General features: G+C 74.2%; 13 protein-coding genes. All 13 read left to right on the top strand.

The features are described 5' to 3' along the window. Window positions 1-50 precede the first annotated feature (50 nt). The 13 genes from GA0070623_RS28655 to GA0070623_RS28725 all read left to right on the top strand — a co-directional run bounded on the left by GA0070623_RS28655 (window position 51) and on the right by GA0070623_RS28725 (window position 19,013). Window positions 51-1,550 carry a replication-associated recombination protein A gene (locus tag GA0070623_RS28655; protein ID WP_067307864.1) on the top strand — a complete coding sequence of 500 codons (1,500 nt, stop codon included), beginning with the start codon at window positions 51-53 and terminating at the stop codon, window positions 1,548-1,550. A gap of 3,140 nt (window positions 1,551-4,690) precedes the next feature. Then, on the top strand, window positions 4,691-5,380 hold the full coding sequence (locus tag GA0070623_RS28670; protein ID WP_067312335.1) for a hypothetical protein: 690 nt from the start codon (window positions 4,691-4,693) through the stop codon (window positions 5,378-5,380). 147 nt (window positions 5,381-5,527) lie between these two features. After that, on the top strand, window positions 5,528-5,989 hold the full coding sequence (locus GA0070623_RS28675; protein WP_067312329.1) for a DUF948 domain-containing protein: 462 nt from the start codon (window positions 5,528-5,530) through the stop codon (window positions 5,987-5,989). A gap of 33 nt (window positions 5,990-6,022) precedes the next feature. Next, window positions 6,023-6,328: a hypothetical protein gene (locus GA0070623_RS28680; RefSeq protein WP_067312326.1), complete on the top strand. Its 306-nt coding sequence runs from the start codon at window positions 6,023-6,025 to the stop codon at window positions 6,326-6,328. Next, the gene (gene alaS / locus GA0070623_RS28685; protein WP_067312324.1) at window positions 6,325-9,003 is read left to right on the top strand and encodes an alanine--tRNA ligase; all 2,679 of its coding nucleotides are present in this window, start codon (window positions 6,325-6,327) and stop codon (window positions 9,001-9,003) included. Before GA0070623_RS28680 ends, alaS begins: the two co-directional genes overlap by 4 nt. Window positions 9,004-9,076: 73 nt before the next feature. After that, window positions 9,077-9,538, top strand: coding sequence for a Holliday junction resolvase RuvX (gene ruvX / locus GA0070623_RS28690; RefSeq protein ID WP_067312321.1), 462 nt, complete (start codon window positions 9,077-9,079; stop codon window positions 9,536-9,538). Beyond that, on the top strand, window positions 9,535-10,776 hold the full coding sequence (gene mltG / locus GA0070623_RS28695) for an endolytic transglycosylase MltG (protein WP_067312318.1): 1,242 nt from the start codon (window positions 9,535-9,537) through the stop codon (window positions 10,774-10,776). Before ruvX ends, mltG begins: the two co-directional genes overlap by 4 nt. Then, complete coding sequence (locus GA0070623_RS28700; protein ID WP_067312315.1) at window positions 10,773-11,582, top strand: shikimate dehydrogenase; 810 nt, start codon at window positions 10,773-10,775, stop codon at window positions 11,580-11,582. The genes mltG and GA0070623_RS28700 overlap by 4 nt, the downstream gene beginning before the upstream one ends. A gap of 251 nt (window positions 11,583-11,833) precedes the next feature. Next, a complete protein-coding gene (locus GA0070623_RS28705) occupies window positions 11,834-13,339 on the top strand; it encodes a glycoside hydrolase family 16 protein (RefSeq protein ID WP_157517593.1) in 1,506 nt (501 codons plus the stop codon). Window positions 13,340-13,454: 115 nt separating this feature from the next. Next, a complete protein-coding gene (locus tag GA0070623_RS28710) occupies window positions 13,455-14,690 on the top strand; it encodes a hypothetical protein (RefSeq protein WP_067312309.1) in 1,236 nt (411 codons plus the stop codon). Between the two features lie 320 nt (window positions 14,691-15,010). Further along, window positions 15,011-15,841, top strand: a complete 831-nt coding sequence (locus GA0070623_RS28715; protein ID WP_067312306.1) for a phosphatase PAP2 family protein — start codon at window positions 15,011-15,013, stop codon at window positions 15,839-15,841. Between the two features lie 89 nt (window positions 15,842-15,930). Next, window positions 15,931-16,875 carry a glycosyltransferase gene (locus tag GA0070623_RS28720; protein ID WP_067312303.1) on the top strand — a complete coding sequence of 315 codons (945 nt, stop codon included), beginning with the start codon at window positions 15,931-15,933 and terminating at the stop codon, window positions 16,873-16,875. Window positions 16,876-17,117: 242 nt separating this feature from the next. After that, window positions 17,118-19,013 carry a delta-60 repeat domain-containing protein gene (locus GA0070623_RS28725; RefSeq protein WP_067312332.1) on the top strand — a complete coding sequence of 632 codons (1,896 nt, stop codon included), beginning with the start codon at window positions 17,118-17,120 and terminating at the stop codon, window positions 19,011-19,013. Window positions 19,014-19,044 lie beyond the last annotated feature (31 nt).

Here is a 19,044-nt window from a genome sequence, read left to right on the forward strand (position 1 = left end):
CCCGCGGCGCGATTCCGGCGTCGTGGGCCGCGCCCGGTACTGTCTTCCTGATGGATTCCGACGCCCTCTTCTCCCTCGGCGCACCCGCCGCGGCGCCCAGCGCGCCGGCCGGCGTCGTCGGGGTCGACGAGTTCGCCTCGACCGGGGCGGACGCCCCGTTGCCCGTGCGGATGCGGCCGGCGAGCATCGACGAGCTGGTCGGGCAGGAACACCTCCTCGCGCCCGGCGCTCCGCTGCGCCAGCTGGTGGGCGGGGGTGCGGCGCTGTCGGTCATCCTCTGGGGTCCGCCGGGCAGCGGCAAGACCACCATCGCCCACCTGGTGGCCCGGGCCACCGACCGCCGCTTCGTGGCCATGTCGGCGCTGACCGCCGGGGTCAAGGACGTCCGGGCCGTCATCGAGGCGGCCCGCCGCCAGCGGCGCTCCGGTGGCCCGCAGACCGTGCTCTTCATCGACGAGGTGCACCGGTTCAGCAAGACCCAGCAGGATTCGCTGCTCGCCGCCGTCGAGGACCGCACGGTCACCCTGCTCGCGGCGACCACCGAGAACCCGTACTTCTCGGTTATCTCCCCGCTGCTGTCCCGGTGCGTGCTGCTCACCCTCCAGCCGCTGGACGACACGGCCGTGCGATCCCTGTTGCGCCGCGCGGTCGTCGACCCGCGCGGCCTCGGCGGCGCGCTCACCCTGGCCACCGACGCCGAGGACCACCTGGTACGCCTCGCCGGCGGCGACGTCCGCAAGGCGCTGACCGCGCTGGAGGCGGCGGCGGCCTCGGCGACCGCGCTCGGTGCCGACCGGATCGACCTGGCCACCACCGAGCAGGCGGTGGACGTGGCGGCCGTGCGCTACGACCGCGACGGCGACGCGCACTACGACGTGACCAGCGCCTTCATCAAGAGCATGCGCGGCTCGGACGTCGACGCCGCGCTGCACTGGCTGGCCCGGATGCTGGTCGCCGGGGAGGACGCCCGGTTTGTCGCCCGCCGTATGGTCATCTTCGCCAGCGAGGACGTCGGCATGGCCGACCCGTCGGCGCTGAGCGTGGCGACCGCCGCCGCGCACGCGGTGGAGTACGTCGGCCTGCCCGAGGCCCAGCTCAACCTGGCCCAGGCGGTGATCCACCTGGCGACCGCGCCGAAGTCCAACTCGGCGACCACCGCCCTCGGGGCGGCGATGGCCGACGTGCGGGCCGGCCGGGGCGGCGCGGTGCCGCGCGGGCTGCGCGACGCGCACTACGCCGGTGCCCGGGGGCTCGGGCACGGCACGGGTTACCGCTACCCGCACGACGACCAGCGTGGGGTGGTCACCCAGCAGTACGCTCCCGACGACCTCGTCGGGACCGACTACTACCGGCCCAGCGGGCACGGCGTCGAGCGGTCGGTGGCCGCCCGGCTGCCCCTGCTGCGCCGGATCGTCCGCGGGCTGCCCGCCCCGGCGTCGCGCCCCGACGGGCCGGTGCCGGTGGTCAACGGCCGTCACCTGTCGGGCACGCGGCACACCGGTGGGGCGGATGAGGACGGCGGCGACGCCGCCGGGGAGGTTCAGCAGTGACATCGCGAGGTGGGGAGCAACCGCAGGACGGTCCCGACGAGCGGCGTGAACCTCGCGCCAGGGGACGTCGGTGGGGTCGGGGGCGGGGCAGCGACGAGGCCCCGCCGGAGCCGGCCGGCGAGGAGTTCGGCTGGATCGACGACCTGCGTACGGCGAAGCAGCAACGTACCGAGCTGGGGCCGGACAACGGACCGGTGCCGCCGGTCCGTGCGCCGGCCCCGCCGCCTGCGGGACAGGGTCCGGGCTCGCCCGGCCCGGGGGGGCCGGTCGCCCCGCGTGTCGGCCAGCCCGTCCTGCGTCCCGACGGGTCGACTCCGGGTGAGCCGCGTTCGCCGCAGTCGGGCGCCCGGCCGCAGCCGGTGCCCCCGGCCGTCCGCCCGGATTCCGCCCCCCCGGGTGCCCGCCAGCCGTCCGCGCCGCCCGGGGTCCGGCCGCCGTCCGCGCCGCCCGGGGTCCGCCCGGATTCCGCGCCGCCGGGTGCCCGGCCGCCGTTGGCGCAGCCCGGTGCCCGTCCGCAGTCCGCGTCGCCGGTGGGCCCGCCGGGTCCACGCCGGGAACCCTCGACGCCCCCCGGCGGCCAGGCCGTCACCCCACCGCCCGGGCCGGTGCACCCCGGCGGCCAGGCCGCCCCACCCCCGGGGTCGGCGCACCCCGGCGGCCAGGCCACCCCGCCGCTGCGGGGAGCGGGCCGGCCGGCCGCGCCCGAGCAACGCCCACGCCAGGGTGAGGGCGTCCGCCCGGGTACGGCGCCGGCCGGCCCTCCCGACGGGCAGCGACCCGGGGACGCGTCCCGTCCCCACCCCGTCGTCGGTGGCCCCGGTCCGGGCCGGGCCTCGGCCCCCGGTCGGGCGTCGGTCCCGGGGACCGGTCCCGCGCGACCCTCGGTCCCCGGTGCCGGTCGGGCGTCGGTCCCGGGCGTCGGTCCCGCGCGGCCTTCGGTCCCCGGTAACGGCCCTGGTCAGGCCCCGGCCCCCGGTCCCGGCCGGGCAGCGGTTCCCCCCGGCCAGGCCCCTCCCGTCGGGTGGGCCGGTCCCGGTGCCCCGCCGCCCGCCACCCGGGCCACCGGCGGGCCGTCGCACGGTGGTCCGGCCGGGCCGTCGGGCCCGGTCCGGGTGGTGCCCGGCGACCGTCCGGGCGGCGCGGTTCCCGACGGTCCCTCCCTGCGGAACCGTCGGACCGTGCCCGACGACCGGTCGGCCGGTCGCAGCACCGGGTCGGTCGCAGCACCGGGCCGCCCCGACCCCGGCGGCCCCCCGTCCGCTCCGACGCGTCCGACCGACGCGCTCCGCGGCGGGACGGGCAGCCCGGTCGGTCCCGGAGCGGCCCCGGTGCTGCCGGTGGGCGGGCTAGGCGCCGCCCCCGTCGGTGGCCCCCGTGCCGACGCGGCCGCCTCCGGTCCCCTGGTGCCGGGTGGTCGCCGCGCCGAGGCGCCTCCCGGCCGCGAACCCGGTGAACGGCCGGCAGGCGAGCGGCCCGGCCGCCGTCGCGCCGTCGAGCCGGAGCCGCCGGTGGTGCCGCTGACCGGCAACGCGCCGCCGCTGCCCGTTGCCCCGGCGACGGCCCCCGGTGGGCCGTCGGCCCCGTCCGCGCCCGAGGCCGGTCGGCCCGGTCAGGTCGACCGGGACGACAACGGGCGTCGGCACGCCGCTGCCGACGTCGTGCCACCTCCGGGCCGGCGGGCACGTCCCGAGGGAGCAGAACCGGCCGCCCACCGTCCGGCGTCGGACGGCGAGGCGGCGGTGGGCCGGCGCTCACGTCCGGACGGCGAGCAGCCGTCGGGAGGCTGGCGCACCCTGGGCGGTGCGGGAGCGCCCGGTTCCCGGGTCCGCCCGGACGCCGACGAGTCGCGGGGCCGGCCGGGCCGTCCGGACACCGCCGGGCCGACCGGTCAGCCGGTACCCGCTGAGGGTGAGCGTGGCGACCGGCCGGACCGGCCGGCGGACTGGCTGCGTCAGGCCGGGCGCACCACCCATACCGATCCCGCGCTGCGGGTCCTCAACCGGTCGAACCCGCCGGGTGGGACGGCTCCGGCCGCTCCGACGCGGGGTGGTCCCGAGCGGACCGACGTCGAGGCCGGTCCGTCCCGGCCGGAGCAGTCCGGGCCGCTCTGGCCGGGTCAGTCCGGTCCGGCGCGCGGCGCGGCCCGGCCGACGCCGCCCGCCCGCACCCCCGGTCGGGTGACCGGCCCCGCTCCGGGGGCGGCGAACGACGAGCCGCGCCCGGTCCGGGGGCCGCACGCCGGTTCCGGCCCGGCACCGGATCCGACCCGGGGGCCGCGTGCCGGTGGCCCCGGGGCGGTGCCTGAAGGCCCTGTTCCTGGTGGTCCGGTGCGCGGCGGCCCGGTGCGCGGTGGCCCGGTTCCTGGTGGTCCGGCTTCCGGCGGCCCGGCTTCCGGTGGCCCCGCTACCCGTGGCCCCGCCAACGGTGGCCCGGCTACCGGTGGTTCGGCTCCGGTGCCCGGCGCTGGGTCCGGCACCGGGGGTCCGCAACCCGCAGGACCCGGGCCGGTGGCGGCCCGTCCGCCAGGTGTGCCGGGGCGGGACGCGGCGGTGGCGTCGCCCACGTCCGGCGCCCCCCGGGTCGGTGTCCCGGTCCCGAACGGCGCTGCCGGGCCACGCCCGGTGGGAACCGCAGGGGACACCGCCCCCCCTGACGCCGCCGCCCTGGCGGGTCCGCGGCTCGGCGTGCCCGACCCGGGTGCCCCGCGCCCTCCCGCCCCGGCACGCGGCACGGCCCGGCCGGGGGACACGGCCACCGGTCCTGCCCGGCCGGACGGCCCCGCCACCGGTACCGCCCGGCCGCCCGTACCCCCGGGGGAGGCACGTGGTGTCCCCGGGCCGGCGGCCGGCGGCCGGCGGTCCGGGCCGCATCCCGAGGCCGGTCCCCGGCCCGCCGATGCCGGTGGGGCCGTCGCCGGGCCGGCGGTGGCCCGCGCCACCGTGCCGGGCGTACGCCCGGATGCCGGGCCGGAGGAGACCACCGGGCGGGCGGCCCCGCCGGTGCGCCCACCCGACCGGGTGGAGTCGGCCGGCGTGGCGACCGTCCCGGCGGCCGGTCGGGCCGAGAGCCCGGGGGTGGCCCGGGTGACGCCACCGGACGGCGTCCGGTCCGATCCGGACGGGTCTGCGGGCGGTGGGCCGTTGCGTCCGGCGACGCAGGACGATGCGGATGGTGCCGACCCCGACGGTGCCGGGTCGCGCCGCCGGACGGGACCACGGCGTCGCCTGCGGCTGGGGCTCCTGGTGCTGGTCAGCGTGGTGCTGCTCGGGGCGCTCCCGCTCTACTTCGGGATGCGGACGCTGAGCCGGGATCCGGTCTTCGACACCCTCGACGAGTTGGGTGTGCCGGGCTGGGCGACGGCGCAGACGGTGGACAACGTCAGCGGTAGCCGCTGGTGCCTGCAGGACTGCCGGTTGCGGGAGCGCACCGTGGAGTCCGACCGCGCACCGGAGGAGACCTCCCGGGTCTACGAGCAGGCGCTACGGGCGGAGGGCTGGCGGCGGTGGGAGGTCACCCGGTGCCCGGAGCAGCCGGCCAAGGGCAGCTACACCTGCTGGCGGCGGGACGAGTTGACCCTCGACCTGTGGGTGCGGGAACCGACCTGCGCCCCACCGCCGGTGAGCGGGGAGCCGGCGGTGCCGCCGGTGACCCCGACCGCGCCCGCGGCGGGGGAGTGCGGCGGCTCGTTGGTGTCGGTGAAGGTCCGCAACGCGATCGACGACGAGCGGACCCGGCCACAGCCGAGCACCGACCCGTCACTGACCGGTGAGGACCCGTTCCCGACGATCACCGACGATCCGCTCGGTGGCCTGACACGCTCACCGTCCTGAGCCGGCTTCCATCACGGACGGTAGGGTCTGGGGCTGGCAGGCACGCCTGCTCCCGATGACCCTGCGCGGGTCGTGCCGCGATGCGGGCACCCGGGTCGCGTGTTCCGGGGCGTTGTGCCCCGGAACCCCTGCTTGAGGAGGACATGCGTGGATGGTGGACAGATCGCTGCGCTGATCGCGGCCGGCGCGTTCCTGATGCTGGTGCTCGTGCTGGCGGTGCCGATCCTGCGGTTGCGGCACACGGTGGACGCGACGACCCGGATGATCAACGACCTCAACGAGCAGACCGCCCCGCTGCTGGGGGACGTCAACACCACGGTGAAGAACGTGAACGTCGCCCTGGAGCAGGTGCAGACCTCCCTCGACGGGGTGAACCTGCAGCTCGCGAAGGTCGACACGATGACCAGCCACGCGCAGAACGTCACCGCGAACGTGGCGAACCTGGCCACCGTCGTCTCGGCCGCCGCGGCGAACCCGCTGGTGAAGGTGGCGGCCTTCGGGTACGGCGTGCGCCGGGCCGCCTCGGCGCGGCGGACCGCGGAGACCGAGCGTGAGGTGCGCGACACCATCAAGCAGCAGCGTCGGGCCGCCCGGCGCGGCAACAGCTGATCCGGCCCGACGCCGCACAGGAGGAATGGCGACATGAGGCGACTTTTCTGGCTAGGCATCGGGCTGGCCGTGGGCGTGGTGGTGGTCCGCAAGGCCACCCGGACCGCGCAGGCGTACACCCCGGCCGGCATCGCCAGCGGGCTGTCCGAATCCGCTGGCGGTCTGGTCGAGTCGCTGCGTAGCTTCGTGGAGGACGTACGGATCGGGATGGCCGAGCGCGAGCAGGAGATCCACGAGGCGTTCGCCCGCGGTGAGGCGTTCGACGACCAGTTCGCCGAGCTGCGGGAGGACCCGCGCATCGGTGACCGAGAGATCTTTCCGGAGGAACCCCAGCGATGAAGACGGCGGAGATCAAGCGGCGGTACCTCGCCCACTTCGAGGCGAACGGGCACACCGTGGTGCCGTCCGCTCCGCTGCCCGCCATCAGCGACCCGAACCTGCTGTTCGTCAACGCCGGCATGGTGCAGTTCGTCCCGTACTTCCTGGGGCAGCAGACCCCGGCGTACCGGCGGGCGGTGAGCGTGCAGAAGTGTCTGCGTACGCCGGACATCGACGAGGTCGGCAAGACCAGCCGGCACGGCACGTTCTTCCAGATGAACGGCAACTTCTCCTTCGGTGACTACTTCAAGGCCGGGGCGATCCCGCTGGCCTGGGAGCTGGTCACCAAGCCGGTCGCCGAGGGCGGCTACGGGCTGGACCCGGAGCGGATCTGGCCGACGGTCTACCTCGACGACGACGAGGCGTTCGAGATCTGGCGGTCGGTGGGGGTGCCGGTGGAGCGGATCGTCCGCCGGGGCAAGAAGGACAACTACTGGTCGATGGGGATTCCCGGCCCGGCCGGACCCTGCTCCGAGCTGTTCTACGATCGCGGCCCGGAGTACGGGCGCGAGGGCGGCCCGGAGGTCGACGAGGACCGGTACATGGAGTTCTGGAACCTCGTCTTCATGCAGTACGAGATCGCCGACGTCCGGAGCAAGGAAGAGTTCCGGATCGTCGACGAGCTGCCGGCGAAGAACATCGACACCGGTATGGGCCTGGAGCGGATGGCCTCGATCCTGCAGGGTGTCGACAACCTGTACGAGATCGACGAGGTGCGGCCGATCCTGGACCGGGCGGCGGAGCTGACCGGCAAGCGGTACGGCGCGCACTCGGGTCACGTGGCGAGCGAGTCGCACCCGGACGACGTACGGCTGCGGGTGGTCGCCGACCACGTGCGGACCGCGCTGATGCTGATCGGCGACGGGGTGACCCCGAGCAACGAGGGGCGCGGCTACGTGCTGCGCCGGATCATGCGGCGGGCGATCCGGGCGGTGCGGCTGCTGGGCTGGCAGGAGCGGGCGTTGCCGGAGCTGCTGCCGGTGGCCCGGGACTGCATGTCCCCGTCGTACCCGGAGCTGGCGCAGGAGTTCGACCGGATCTCGCAGTACGCGTACACCGAGGAGGACGCGTTCCTGTCGACGCTGCGGGCGGGCACGACGATCCTGGACACGGCGATCGCGGAAACCCGGTCGGCGGGGAGGCCGGCACTGTCCGGGGAGAAGGCGTTCCAGCTGCACGACACCTACGGTTTCCCGATCGACCTGACCCTGGAGATCGCCGCCGAGCAGGGGCTCCAGGTCGACGCGGAGGGCTTCCGGCGGCTGATGGCCGACCAGCGCAACCGGGCGAAGGCCGACGCGCAGGCGCGCAAGACCGGGCACACCGACGTGTCGGCGTACCGGTCGGTGCGCGACGACGGCGGCGAGGTGGAGTTCACCGGCTACACCGAGCTGCGCCGGGAGTCCCGGGTCCGGGCGCTGCTGAGCGGTGGGGCGACGGTCGGCGCGGCGGTCGAGGGCGAGACGGTCGAGCTGGTGCTCGACACCACCCCGTTCTATGCCGAGGGCGGCGGTCAGCAGCCCGACCAGGGGCTGATCACCGTGGGTGCCGGGCAGGTCGAGGTCTTCGACGTGCAGCAGCCGGTGCCGGGCCTGATCGTGCACCGGGCGAAGGTGGTCCGGGGTGAGGTACGCGCCGGGGAGACCGGCTTCGCGGAGATCGACGTGACCCGGCGGCGGGCCATCTCCCGGTCGCACACCGCGACCCACCTGGTGCACCAGACCATGCGCAACTTCCTCGGTGAGTCGGCGACCCAGGCGGGTTCGTTGAACGCCCCGGGCCGGCTGAGGTTCGACTTCAACACCCCCGCCGGGGTGTCGCCGAGCGTGCTGCACGACGTGGAGCAGCAGGTCAACGAGGTGCTGTTGGCGGACCTGGAGGTGAACGCCTTCATCACCACCCAGGAGGAGGCGCGGCGGATCGGCGCGATGGCGCTGTTCGGCGAGAAGTACGGCGAGCGGGTCCGGGTCGTCGAGGTCGGCGACTACGCCCGGGAGCTGTGCGGCGGCACCCACGTGGCCCGTTCCGCCCAGCTCGGCCTGGTGAAGATCCTCTCCGAGGCGTCGGTGGGCTCCGGGGTGCGCCGGATCGAGGCGCTGGTCGGGATGGACGCGTTCGGCTTCCTGGCCCGCGAGCACCTGCTGGTGTCCCGGCTGGCGGAGCTGTTCCGGGTGCCCGGCGAGCAGGTCGCCGACCGGGTGGAGCAGACCGTCACCCAGCTGCGGGACGCCGAGAAGGAGCTGGAGAAGCTCCGCGCCCAGTTGGTGCTGGGCGGGGCGGCGGCGCTGGCCGGGCAGGCGAAGGACGTCCGTGGGGTGGCGTACGTCGGCACCGAGGCGCCGGAGGGCGCGGCCGGCAACGACGTGCGGACCCTGGCCCAGGAGATCCGCGGCAAGATCGATCCGGCCCGGCCGGCGGTGGTGGCGGTGGCGGCCCGATCCAACGGCAAGGCATCCCTGGTGGTGGCCGTGAACGCGGCGGCCCGTGGGCGCGGTCTGGCGGCGAACGACCTGGTCAAGGCGGCCTTCTCCGGTCGTGGCGGGGGCAGTCCGGACGTGGCGCAGGGTGGTGGCCTGCCCGCCGCCGAGGCGCCGAACCTGCTGCTCACGGTCGAGAAGGCGATCGCCGACGCGTGACGGGACAGCGTACGGACCAGGGCGGACCGGAGATGGTCCGCCCTGGTCCGTCATCGGGGAGGGTGAGCCTGCCGTGACCGAGTGGTCCCGTGGGGTCCGGTTGGGTGTCGACGTCGGTCAGGTGCGGGTGGGGGTGGCCCGGTCCGATCCGCACGGGGTACTGGCCACTCCGCTGGTCACCCTGGCCCGGGACCAGCGCACCGGCCCGGAGGCGGTGCCGACCGATCTCGCCCGGCTCGCCGAGCTGGTCGCCGAGTACGAGGCCGTCGAGGTGGTGGTCGGGCTGCCGGTCAACCTGGCCGGTCGGCACGGGCCGGCGGCCCAGCACGTGTCGGCGTACGCGGACCGGTTGGCCGAGGTGATAGCCCCGGTTCCGGTGACCCTCACCGACGAGAGGATGTCAACTGTCGTCGCGTCTCGTAGGCTTGCCGAGCGGGGCGTCCGGGGAAAGCGCCAACGCGCGGTGGTGGATCAGGCCGCCGCGGTCGAGATCCTGCAGAGCTGGCTGGAAGCGCAGCGGAGGCGGACGGAATGATCGACGATCTGGACCTCGGGTTCGACGAGCAGGAAAGGGGGGAGAGGGGAGAGAAGGGCCGGCACCGGCGGGGCTTCGTCAACCGGCGCAACGGCGGCGGCTCCGGCAAGTCGGGCGGCGGCCCCGGCAAGACCATCTTCGCGCTGCTGATGGCCCTGGTGTTGCTGGGCGGCATCGGTGGTGGGGCCTTCTACGGCTTCGACCGGATCCGCAACCACTTCATCACCCCGGACTTCGACGGTCCGGGCACCGGTGAGGCGCTGGTCGACGTCAAGACCGGTGACACCGCGACCGACATCGGCAACTCCCTGTACGACGCCGGCGTGGTCAAGAGCACCAAGGCGTTCATCGAGGCGGCTGAGGAGAACGCGCTCAGCAAGAACATCCAGGTCGGCCGGTACAAGGTCAAGAAGGAGATGCGCGCCTCGGACGCGCTCACCCTGTTGCTGGATCCCAAGAGCCGGGTGGTCAACGGGGTCACCATCCCCGAGGGCATGATCACGCTGGCCATCTACGACCTGCTGGCCAAGGAGACCAAGATCCCGGTCGGCGAGTTCAAGACCGCCGCGAAGGATCCGGTCAAGTTGGGCGTTCCCGAGTTCTGGTTCAACCGCAAGGACGGCAAGAAGGGGCCCCGGAGCCTGGAGGGCTTCCTCTACCCGGCCACCTACGAGCTGCCGCCGAAGGCGACCGCCGCGCAGATCCTGTCGATGATGGTGGACAAGTTCCTCGACGTGACGGAGGAGATGAAGTTCGTCGAGACGGTCGAGGCGGACCGCGGCATCTCGCCGTACGAGGCGTTGATCACGGCGTCGATCGCGCAGGCCGAGTCGGTCAACCACGTGGACATGCCGAAGGTGGCCCGGGTGATCTACAACCGGGTCTACACCGACCGCTACCACTGCAAGTGCCTGGAGATCGACAGCGCGATCAACTACTGGCTGCGGTTGCAGGGCAAGAACCCGAAGGACTCCGACATCCTCAAGCAGTCCGAGCTGAACGACCCGAGGAACCCGTACCGGACGCACGGCGCGGACGGGCTGACCATCACCCCGATCAGCAACCCGGGCGAGGACGCCCTCAAGGGGGCGATGAGCCCGCCCAACGGCACCTGGGTCTACTTCATGACCGTCGACAAGAAGGGCACCATGGGGTACGGCACGACCGACGCCGACTTCCGTGACCTGCAACGCCAGATGTGCACCAACGGCGTGCTGAGCGGAGAGAACTGCCGGTGAGGGCCGCGGTGCTCGGTCGGCCGATCGCCCACTCGCTCTCCCCGGTGATCCACGAGGCGGGCTACGCCGCCGCCGGGCTCGCCGGCTGGTCGTACACCCGGATCGAGTGCGGGGCCGAGGAGCTGCCGGCGCTGGTCGCCGGCCTGGGTCCGGAGTGGGCCGGGCTGTCGGTGACCATGCCGGGCAAGGAGGCGGCGCTCGCGGTGGCCGACCGGGCGTCGCCGGTCGCCACCGCCGTCGGCGCGGCCAACACGCTGGTACGGCGTCCCGACGGCTCCTGGTACGCCGACAACACCGACGTGACCGGCATGGTGACGGTGCTGACCTCGGCCGGGGTGCGTCCGGGCGGCACCGTCACCGTGCTCGGGGCCGGGGGCACCGCCCGGGCCGCCGTGGCCGCCGCCGCCCAGCTCGGCGCGACCACGGTGACCGTGGTGGCCCGCCGCCCGTCGGCGGTGGCGCGGCTGCGGCCGGTGGGCGCGGCCGTCGGGGTGGACGTGGTCGCGGTGGCCTGGCCGGACGCCGCCGCGCACACCCACGCCGACCTGGTGGTCTCCACGGTGCCGAAGGGGGTCGCCGACCCGTTGGCGGCCGGGGTCGACTGGGGACCGTCCACGGTGCTCTTCGACGCTTTGTACGACCCGTGGCCGACCCCGCTGGCGGCCTCGGCACTGGCCGGCGGTCTGCGGGTGGTCTCCGGGCTGGATCTGCTGCTGGCCCAGGCCGTCGGACAGTTCACGCAGTTCACCGGGGTGTCGGCACCGGTCGATGCGATGCGTACCGCCCTCGCCGGTGTCCGGCGCTGATCGGTCGGTGGTCGCCGTCGCCCGGCGACCGGGTGCCGGCCGTCGCTACCCACCGCGCCCCATCGCCGACTTTCCGGTCAATCAGGCGCAACCTCGGGAAGCCGGCATTCGTTTGCTGGACCGCCGAAAAGCAACCCCTGTTCTCTTATTCTTTTCTTAAGTCGTGTCGGCACCGTGATTCCCCACCTGCCATATCCGCTCGTGGTCGATACGCTGCTGCCGGTAATCGTCGCCCACCCGGGGAGTGTTCCTTGAGCAGGCACGGAATCCACCGCGCCCTTCCGGCCATCAGTGGTCGACGCAGGGCGGCCGTCCTCAGTGTCCTGAGCGTCACCGCGATCGGCGGCATCGTGGCCACCATGATGCCGCTGATCGCCGCCGAGGTGCCGCCGATCGTGCTCTCCGCCGTCGCGGACACCACCGTCACCCAGGTCCCCCAGGACGGCGACAACGGGATCAAGACCACCCTGGCCAGCTGTCCGCAGCTCTGCGACGGCAACCGGGTCGGCCAGCGCGACGCCGTGCTGGAGTTCCAGGTACGCGGCCTGCCCGCCGACGCCGTCGCCGTCAAGGCGTCCCTGCGGGTGTACGCCTGGCAGCAGTTCACCTCCCGGGTCCGGGCGCACGCCGCACAGGGCACCGCCGCGGGGACCGGCGCCTGGCACCAACGGCCCGTCCTCGGCCCGGCGCTGGCGACCGTCGACCGGGTCAGCCAGGGCTACAACGAGTGGGACGTTTCCGCCGCGGTCAAGGGCAACGGTCAGGTCACCCTGGCGTTGACCCAGGAGAACTGGAACACCCGGATCTACTGGGCCTCCCGGGAGAACGCCAAGACCACGATCCGGCCGAGCCTGGTGGTGACGTACCAGCGTGACGGCCGGCTGCCCACCCGGCCGCCGGTCACCACGCCGCCGCCGACCACCGTCGCCCCGACGCCCGCCCCGACCCGGACGGTGCCGCCGACGCCCACCCGGACGGCCAGTCCGCCCGCGCCGACCACCGCCGCGCCGCGCCCGACGCCGACGGTGCGGCCCGGCACCGACGTGCCCGGCTGGCGGCTGGTCTGGTCCGACGAGTTCACCGGACCCACCGTCGACCTGAAGCGGTGGAACCTGCGGGACAACGAGGGCCGCGACATCGACAAGGGCTGCAACGTCGACGACCCGGACAACACCTTCGTCGCCGACGGGGTGCTGACCCTGCGCGCCCAGCGGGAGACCGCGGTGTGCAGCTCGCAGACCCGGCAGTACACCCAGAGCTACCTGGACACCATCGGCAAGGCGTCGTTCACCTACGGCCGGTTCGAGATGCGGGCCAAGTCCCCGAATGGGCCGACCGACTCCAAGGGCCTCTGGCCGGCGTTCTGGCTGCGCCCGGACGACGGCGGCAAGGGCGAGATCGACGTGGTGGAGCTGCCCGGCGGGGCGTCCCTGCACGGGGCCGCCACCCAGGCGATCTTCTACGACTACACGCCGGTCAAGCAGGACCAGCGGTGGGACTTCCCGACCGGCTACCCGGGTGACGGCTTCCACACGTACACCACCGAGTGGGAGCCGGGGGTGATCCGCTGGTACATCGACGGCCGGCAGGTGTGGCAGCGCGACCGCAGCACCACCCCGTGGTTCGACGAGGCCTTCAACAAGCCGTTCAACCTGCGGCTGAACTTCCAGGTCGGTGGCTGGCTGGGCGACCCCGACGCGGCCACCCGGTTCCCGGCCGACTTCCGGGTCGACTACGTCCGCGTCTGGCAGCGCTGAGGCCGGCCCGGCGTCCTACGCCGCCCGGTGGGTCACGGCCCGCCGGGCGGCGGCTCGTCGGCCGGCCCTATCGTGGCCGCCAGCGCGCGGCGGTCGGACGGGACAGGTGGAGGGGATGGCGGTGGCGACGGATCCACGGACCCGGCAGGACGGCCTGGGCTGGGTGACCCGGGCCATCTTCGGTGATCCCCGGCTCTGGCTCGGCATGCCGCCCGACCCGGTGCCCGCCACCCACCGGCCGGCCGCCCGGTACGCCGTGGTGCCCTCGGTGGAGCGGGCCAGGTTCCTGCTCCCGCTGGCCTCCCGCCGGGTCGGCGCGGCGTCGACCCTGGCCTACAACGCGCTGCGCCCGCCGCGGGTGCGGGCCAACCGGCTGGCCGTCGGGATGCTGGCCGGGCTCGGGGCGACCGGGCTGGCCCGGATGCCGGTGCTGACCGTCGCGGTGCCCACCGACGCCGATCCGGCCGAGCTGCTGCTCGCCGGACACCTGGGCCGGCTGACCGGCCGCCCGCTGCACGCCGCGATCGGCATCCGCCCGCCCGATCCGCACCACAAGCCGACGTTGCAGCTCTTCGACGACCGGGGTGCCGCGCGGGCGTACGCGAAGATCGGCTGGAACGACGCGACCCGGGCGATGGTCCGCGCGGAGGCCGCCGCGCTGCGGGAGCTGCCCCGCGACGGCGGTGACTTCCCGGACGTGCCCCGGCTGTTGCGCGAGGTCGCCTGGGGTGAGCTCGCGGTGACCCTGGTCGAGCCGATGCCGGCCCGGGTGCGCCGGCTGCGCCACCCGCAGCGTCCGGAGGTGGCCGCGATGCTGGCGGTGGCCCGGCGGGGTGGCCCGGCGGGTACGCCCCGGCCGGTGCGGGGTTCGGCGTTCCTGGCCGACCTGACCGCGCGGGCGGCCACGGCCGGCGGCCCGGTGGTCGCGGCGGTGACCGCCCTCGCCACGCGGGACGGTGAGCTGCCGGTGGAGTTCGGCCGCTGGCACGGCGACTGGGTGCCGTGGAACCTGGGCCGCCACCGGGGTCGGCTGGTCGTCTGGGACTGGGAGAACAGCGGAGCCGACCGGCCGGTCGGGTTCGACCTCGCGCACCAGGGGTTCCAGAGCGCGCTGTCGCTGGGCGGGCGGGACGTGGCGGGGGCGACCGGGGAGATGGTCGGGGTGCTGGACCGGCACGGGGCGGCGTTCGGTCTGGACCGGGCACGGCAGCGGTTCGTCGCCGACGCCTATCTCGTCGAGCTGTGGTTGCGGACCGCGGAACTCGCGGCCGGTGGGGGTGGCTGGAGCGCGAAACTGCACCCCGCCCTGCTGCACACGCTCGCCGACCGGCTGGGTTCCCCCCGCCCCTGACCGGCGCTTTCTCCCGCTGGCTGGGACTCGTGTCGGAGTCCCGACCGGAAAAACGGCGAAAAGCCCACACTGCCGTCACCGCCGCTACCGAACCCGCCTCACGTTCCACTAGGGTGGCCCCACTCAGACCACCACTGGCCGGCGACGGCGTGGTCGGTCCGGCCCGGGACGGTGTGGGGACCTCGTCCGGGGCACACGGGGTGGGGGAGCCCCCGCCGATGGCTGGCACAGGCAGGGAGCACGATGGGATCGTCACGCGTCAGGCAGCTCGGGGTGCCCTACGCCCCGGCCACGGGTGGTCCGGGCGGCGGTGAGCCGAGGTGACCGTCGTCTACGTGCTGGCCGTGCTGGCCGTACTGGTGCCCCTGGTCACCGTTCCGATGCTGGCCGCCCGCTGGGCGTCGGCCGTGGACACCGGCCGGACGGCCGACCGGGTGCGGGTCGCCCTCGCCGGGTTGACCGCCGCGTTCGGTCGGGTCGGCGCGGCCCTGGTGGTGCTGCTGGCCGGCGCGGCGGCGGTGGTCGCCGTCTGCTGGCCCATCGGCGAGGCGATCTCCCGCCTCGAACCCCACGTCGACCACCCGGTCTTCGACTACGTGCACGCCCGGCGGGTCGGCTTCTGGGAGGACGTCAACCTGTTCATCTCCCCGATCGGTGACCGCTACCCGCTCAAGTGGGTGACCGCGGTGGCCGCGATCGGCTTCGCCGTCGCCTGGCGTCGTCGCCGCTGGTGGATCCCGCTGGTGGCGATGCCGTTGCAGTTCGTCGTCGAGCAGTACACCCAGACGATCCTCGCCAAGGTCGTCGACCGCGGCCACCCGCCGACCGACCTGGGCACCTACCCCTCCGGCGGCTGCGGCCGGGTGCTGATGACCTTCGGCACCATCCTGGTGCTGGCCGCGCTGACCTGGCGGATCCCGCGCCGGGTGCTGATCGGCCTGGTCACCGCGCTGGCGGTGCTGGTCTCGGTGGAGGGCTACACCCGCATCTACGCCGAGAAGCACTGGCTCACCGACGTGTTCGGCGGGTGGTTCTTCGGCACCCTGCTGACCGGGGTGATGGTGCTCGCCGTGCTGGTGGCCGACGGTCGGGTCCGACCACCGGCCGAGCCGGCCGCCGCTGTCGACGACCGGTCCCTGACCGGCACCTGACCCGTACCCCGTCCGGCCGGCGCGACCCCTCCCCGCACCGGCCCGGACCCGGCCCCCACCACTCCACGAACGGAAGTTGGGCCACCACCGTGACCACCCTCCTCGTCGCCTCCACCGGTGGGCACCTCGCCGAGCTGCACGACCTGCTGCCCCGGCTCGGGGTGCAGCACGACTGCGTCTGGGCGACGTTCGACTCCCCGCAGAGCCGCTCGCTGCTCGACGGGCACGAGGTCATCCACGTGCCGCCGGCCGCCACCCGGGATCCGGTGGGTGCGCTGCGCGACCTGCTGGCCGCCCGCCGGGTGCTCTGCGGTGGGCGGTTCAGCCGGGTGGTCAGCACCGGCGCCAGCGTCGCCATGTCGTTCTTCCTGCCCGCCGCCCGGCACGGCCTGGACTGCCACTACATCGAGAGCGCCACCCGGACGGAGGGCCCGTCGCTGACCGGTCGGCTGGTCGCCCGGGTGCCCCGGACCCGGCTCTACACCCAGTACCCGGGGTGGGCGGGCGGCCGGTGGCGCTACGGCGGCTCGATCTTCGACGGCTACCTGCCCGAGCCCGCCGCCCCGCGCCCGGTCTCCCGGGTCGTGGTGACCCTCGGCACCCAGGACCGCTTCGGCTTTCCGCGCCTGCTGCAACGGCTGGTCGACGTGGTGCCCCCCGAGGCGGAGGTGCTCTGGCAGGTCGGGTCGACCCGGATCCCCCGGATGCCGGCCGGGGCCCGCCGGCAGGTGCCGCACGACGAGATGCAGCAGGCCATGCGGGAGGCCGACGTGATCGTCACCCACGCCGGGGTGGGGTCGGCGCTGGCCGCGATCCGGGCCGGTCACCGCGCCGTCTACGTGCCGCGTCGGGCCCGGCACGGCGAGCACGTCGACGACCACCAGGTCGAGATGGCCCGGGAGCTCGACCGGCGCGGCCTGGTGCTGGCCCGGGAGGCCGATTCCGTCACGGCCGACGACCTGGCCGACGCGGCGTCCTGGACGGTCACCAGCACCGGTACTGTCCCACCGTTCCGCTGGGAGCAGCCGGCATGAGGGCGGCCGGGACCGGGCAGCCCGGTGGCGGGCCGCGCCGGTCGATGCGGAATCCTCGTCCTCCGTGGGTCGTCCGGACGCGACCCGTACGGCGGGACCGGGCCGAGGCGGTGGCCGAGCGGACCGGTCGGTTGATGGTGCGAAATGTCCGGGCAGAGCAAGCTACGCGGGATCTCACTTCTTTTTTGGGGGCGCCAGTGCTTCACAGAACGTCTCGACCGGTGTGGCGGCGGTGGTTCGCCGTGCTCGCCGCACCGGTGCTCGCGGTCGGCCTGCTGGCCGCGCCCGCCCGTGCGGCGGACCTCACCCCGGTAACCAGCACCCTCACGTCGGCGAACCCGGCGGACAACATTCCGCACGCGCAGGACGGTGACACCAAGGCGTTCGCCGAGATCGGGAACACGATCTACGTGGGCGGCTCCTTCACCTCGGTCAAGGCCGCCGGGGGGAGTTGGACCTCCCGCAACTACCTGTTCGCCTACGACCGGACCAGCGGCGCGCTGAAGGCCGACTTCACCCCGACGCTGGACGGCGCGGTGCACGCCCTCGCGGCGAGCCCGGACGGCAAGCTGATCGTCGGTGGCGCGTTCAAGAACGTCAACGGGGTCAGCCGCAAGAACCTCGTCGCGCTCGACCCGGCGACCGGCGCGACGGTCACCGGCTGGGTCGGCCGCAGCGACGGCGGCCTGGTCCGCCGGACCGTCGTGGTCGGCAACAAGCTCTACATCGCGGGCGCGTTCCACTGGGTCAACGGCACCGAGCACTCGCTGCTGGCCCGGCTCGACGCGACCACCGGCGCGATCGACCCGGGTTTCCAGATCGACGCCAGCGTCGCCCGGGCCAGCAGCGAGCTGGTCTGGGGCCTCGCCGTCGCCCCCGACGGCAAGACCCTGGTCGCGGTGGGCAACTTCACCGAGGTCAACGGCCAGCCCCGCAACCAGGTGGTGGTCGTCGACCTGGACGGCACCCCGACGGTCGCCAACTGGAGCACCCAGCGCTACGTGGCGCCCTGCTACAGCGCCTCGTTCCCGTTCTACGCCCGGGACGTCGACTTCTCCGACGACGGCTCGTACTTCGTGATCATCGCGGACGGTGGCCGGGGCGACGGGGCGTACTGCGACGCCATCGCCCGGTTCGAGACCGCCGACCGGGGTTCGGCCATGGACGCGACCTGGGTCAACTACACCGGCACCGACTCGGTGACCTCCGTGGAGGTGGCCGACAACGTGGTCTACGTCGGCGGGCACTTCCGCTGGCTGAGCAACGCCAACGGCAACGACTCGGCCGGTAGCGGCGCGATCAACCGGTTCGGGCTGGGCGCGCTGGACCCGATCAACGGCCTGCCGCTGGTCTGGAACCCGACCCGCTCGGGCGCCCCGGCGGGCACCACCACCTGGGGCCCGATCATGTGGGAGCTGTGGCGGGGGAGCACCGGCCTGTACGCCGGCTTCGACTCCGACGGGCTCGGCAACGAGTACCACGGCCGGCTCGGTCTGTTCCCGCTGGCCGGTGGCCGGACCGTCGCGGCGACCAACGCGCCGACGGCGTCGTCCGGCTACCTGTACGTCGGGACCGGCAACGGGCAGACCGCCAAGGTGTCGTTCAACGGCACCACCGTGGGCACCCCGGTGGCCAGCGCGCAGGCGAACCTCACCGCGGCCGGCGCGGCCTTCTCGGTCGGCAACAAGCTCTACTGGTCGAAGACCGACGCGACCGCCCCCGGCGGCAGCTACCTGGGTGTGTCGATGTTCACCGGCGGCTCGGTGGGCGCACCCTGGGTCGGCAGTGGCTACAACGACTGGTTCAACCCGGCGACGATGGCCGGCGCGTTCTACCTCGACGGTCGGATGTACTACACCAAGGCCGGCACCAACAAGTTGTTCTACCGCTACCTGGAGCCGGACGGCTACATCGTGGGCTGCTCCGAGTTCACCCTGCCGAGCGTGGGCCTGAACTGGGGTAACGTGCGCGGGATGGCCTGGGTCAACGGCAAGATCGTCTACGGCAACACCAACGGCTCGCTGCGGGCCGTGCCGTTCGACGAGGTGGCCGTCGACGGCGCCGCCTCGGTCGAGATCGCGCCGGCCAGCACCGACCTGACCTGGTCGAGCAAGACGCTGTTCTTCGCCACCTCCTGATCGACCTCCGGTACGGGCGGTCCGTCGGTGT

The organism is Micromonospora rifamycinica (assembly GCF_900090265.1).
Lineage (GTDB): Bacteria > Actinomycetota > Actinomycetes > Mycobacteriales > Micromonosporaceae > Micromonospora > Micromonospora rifamycinica.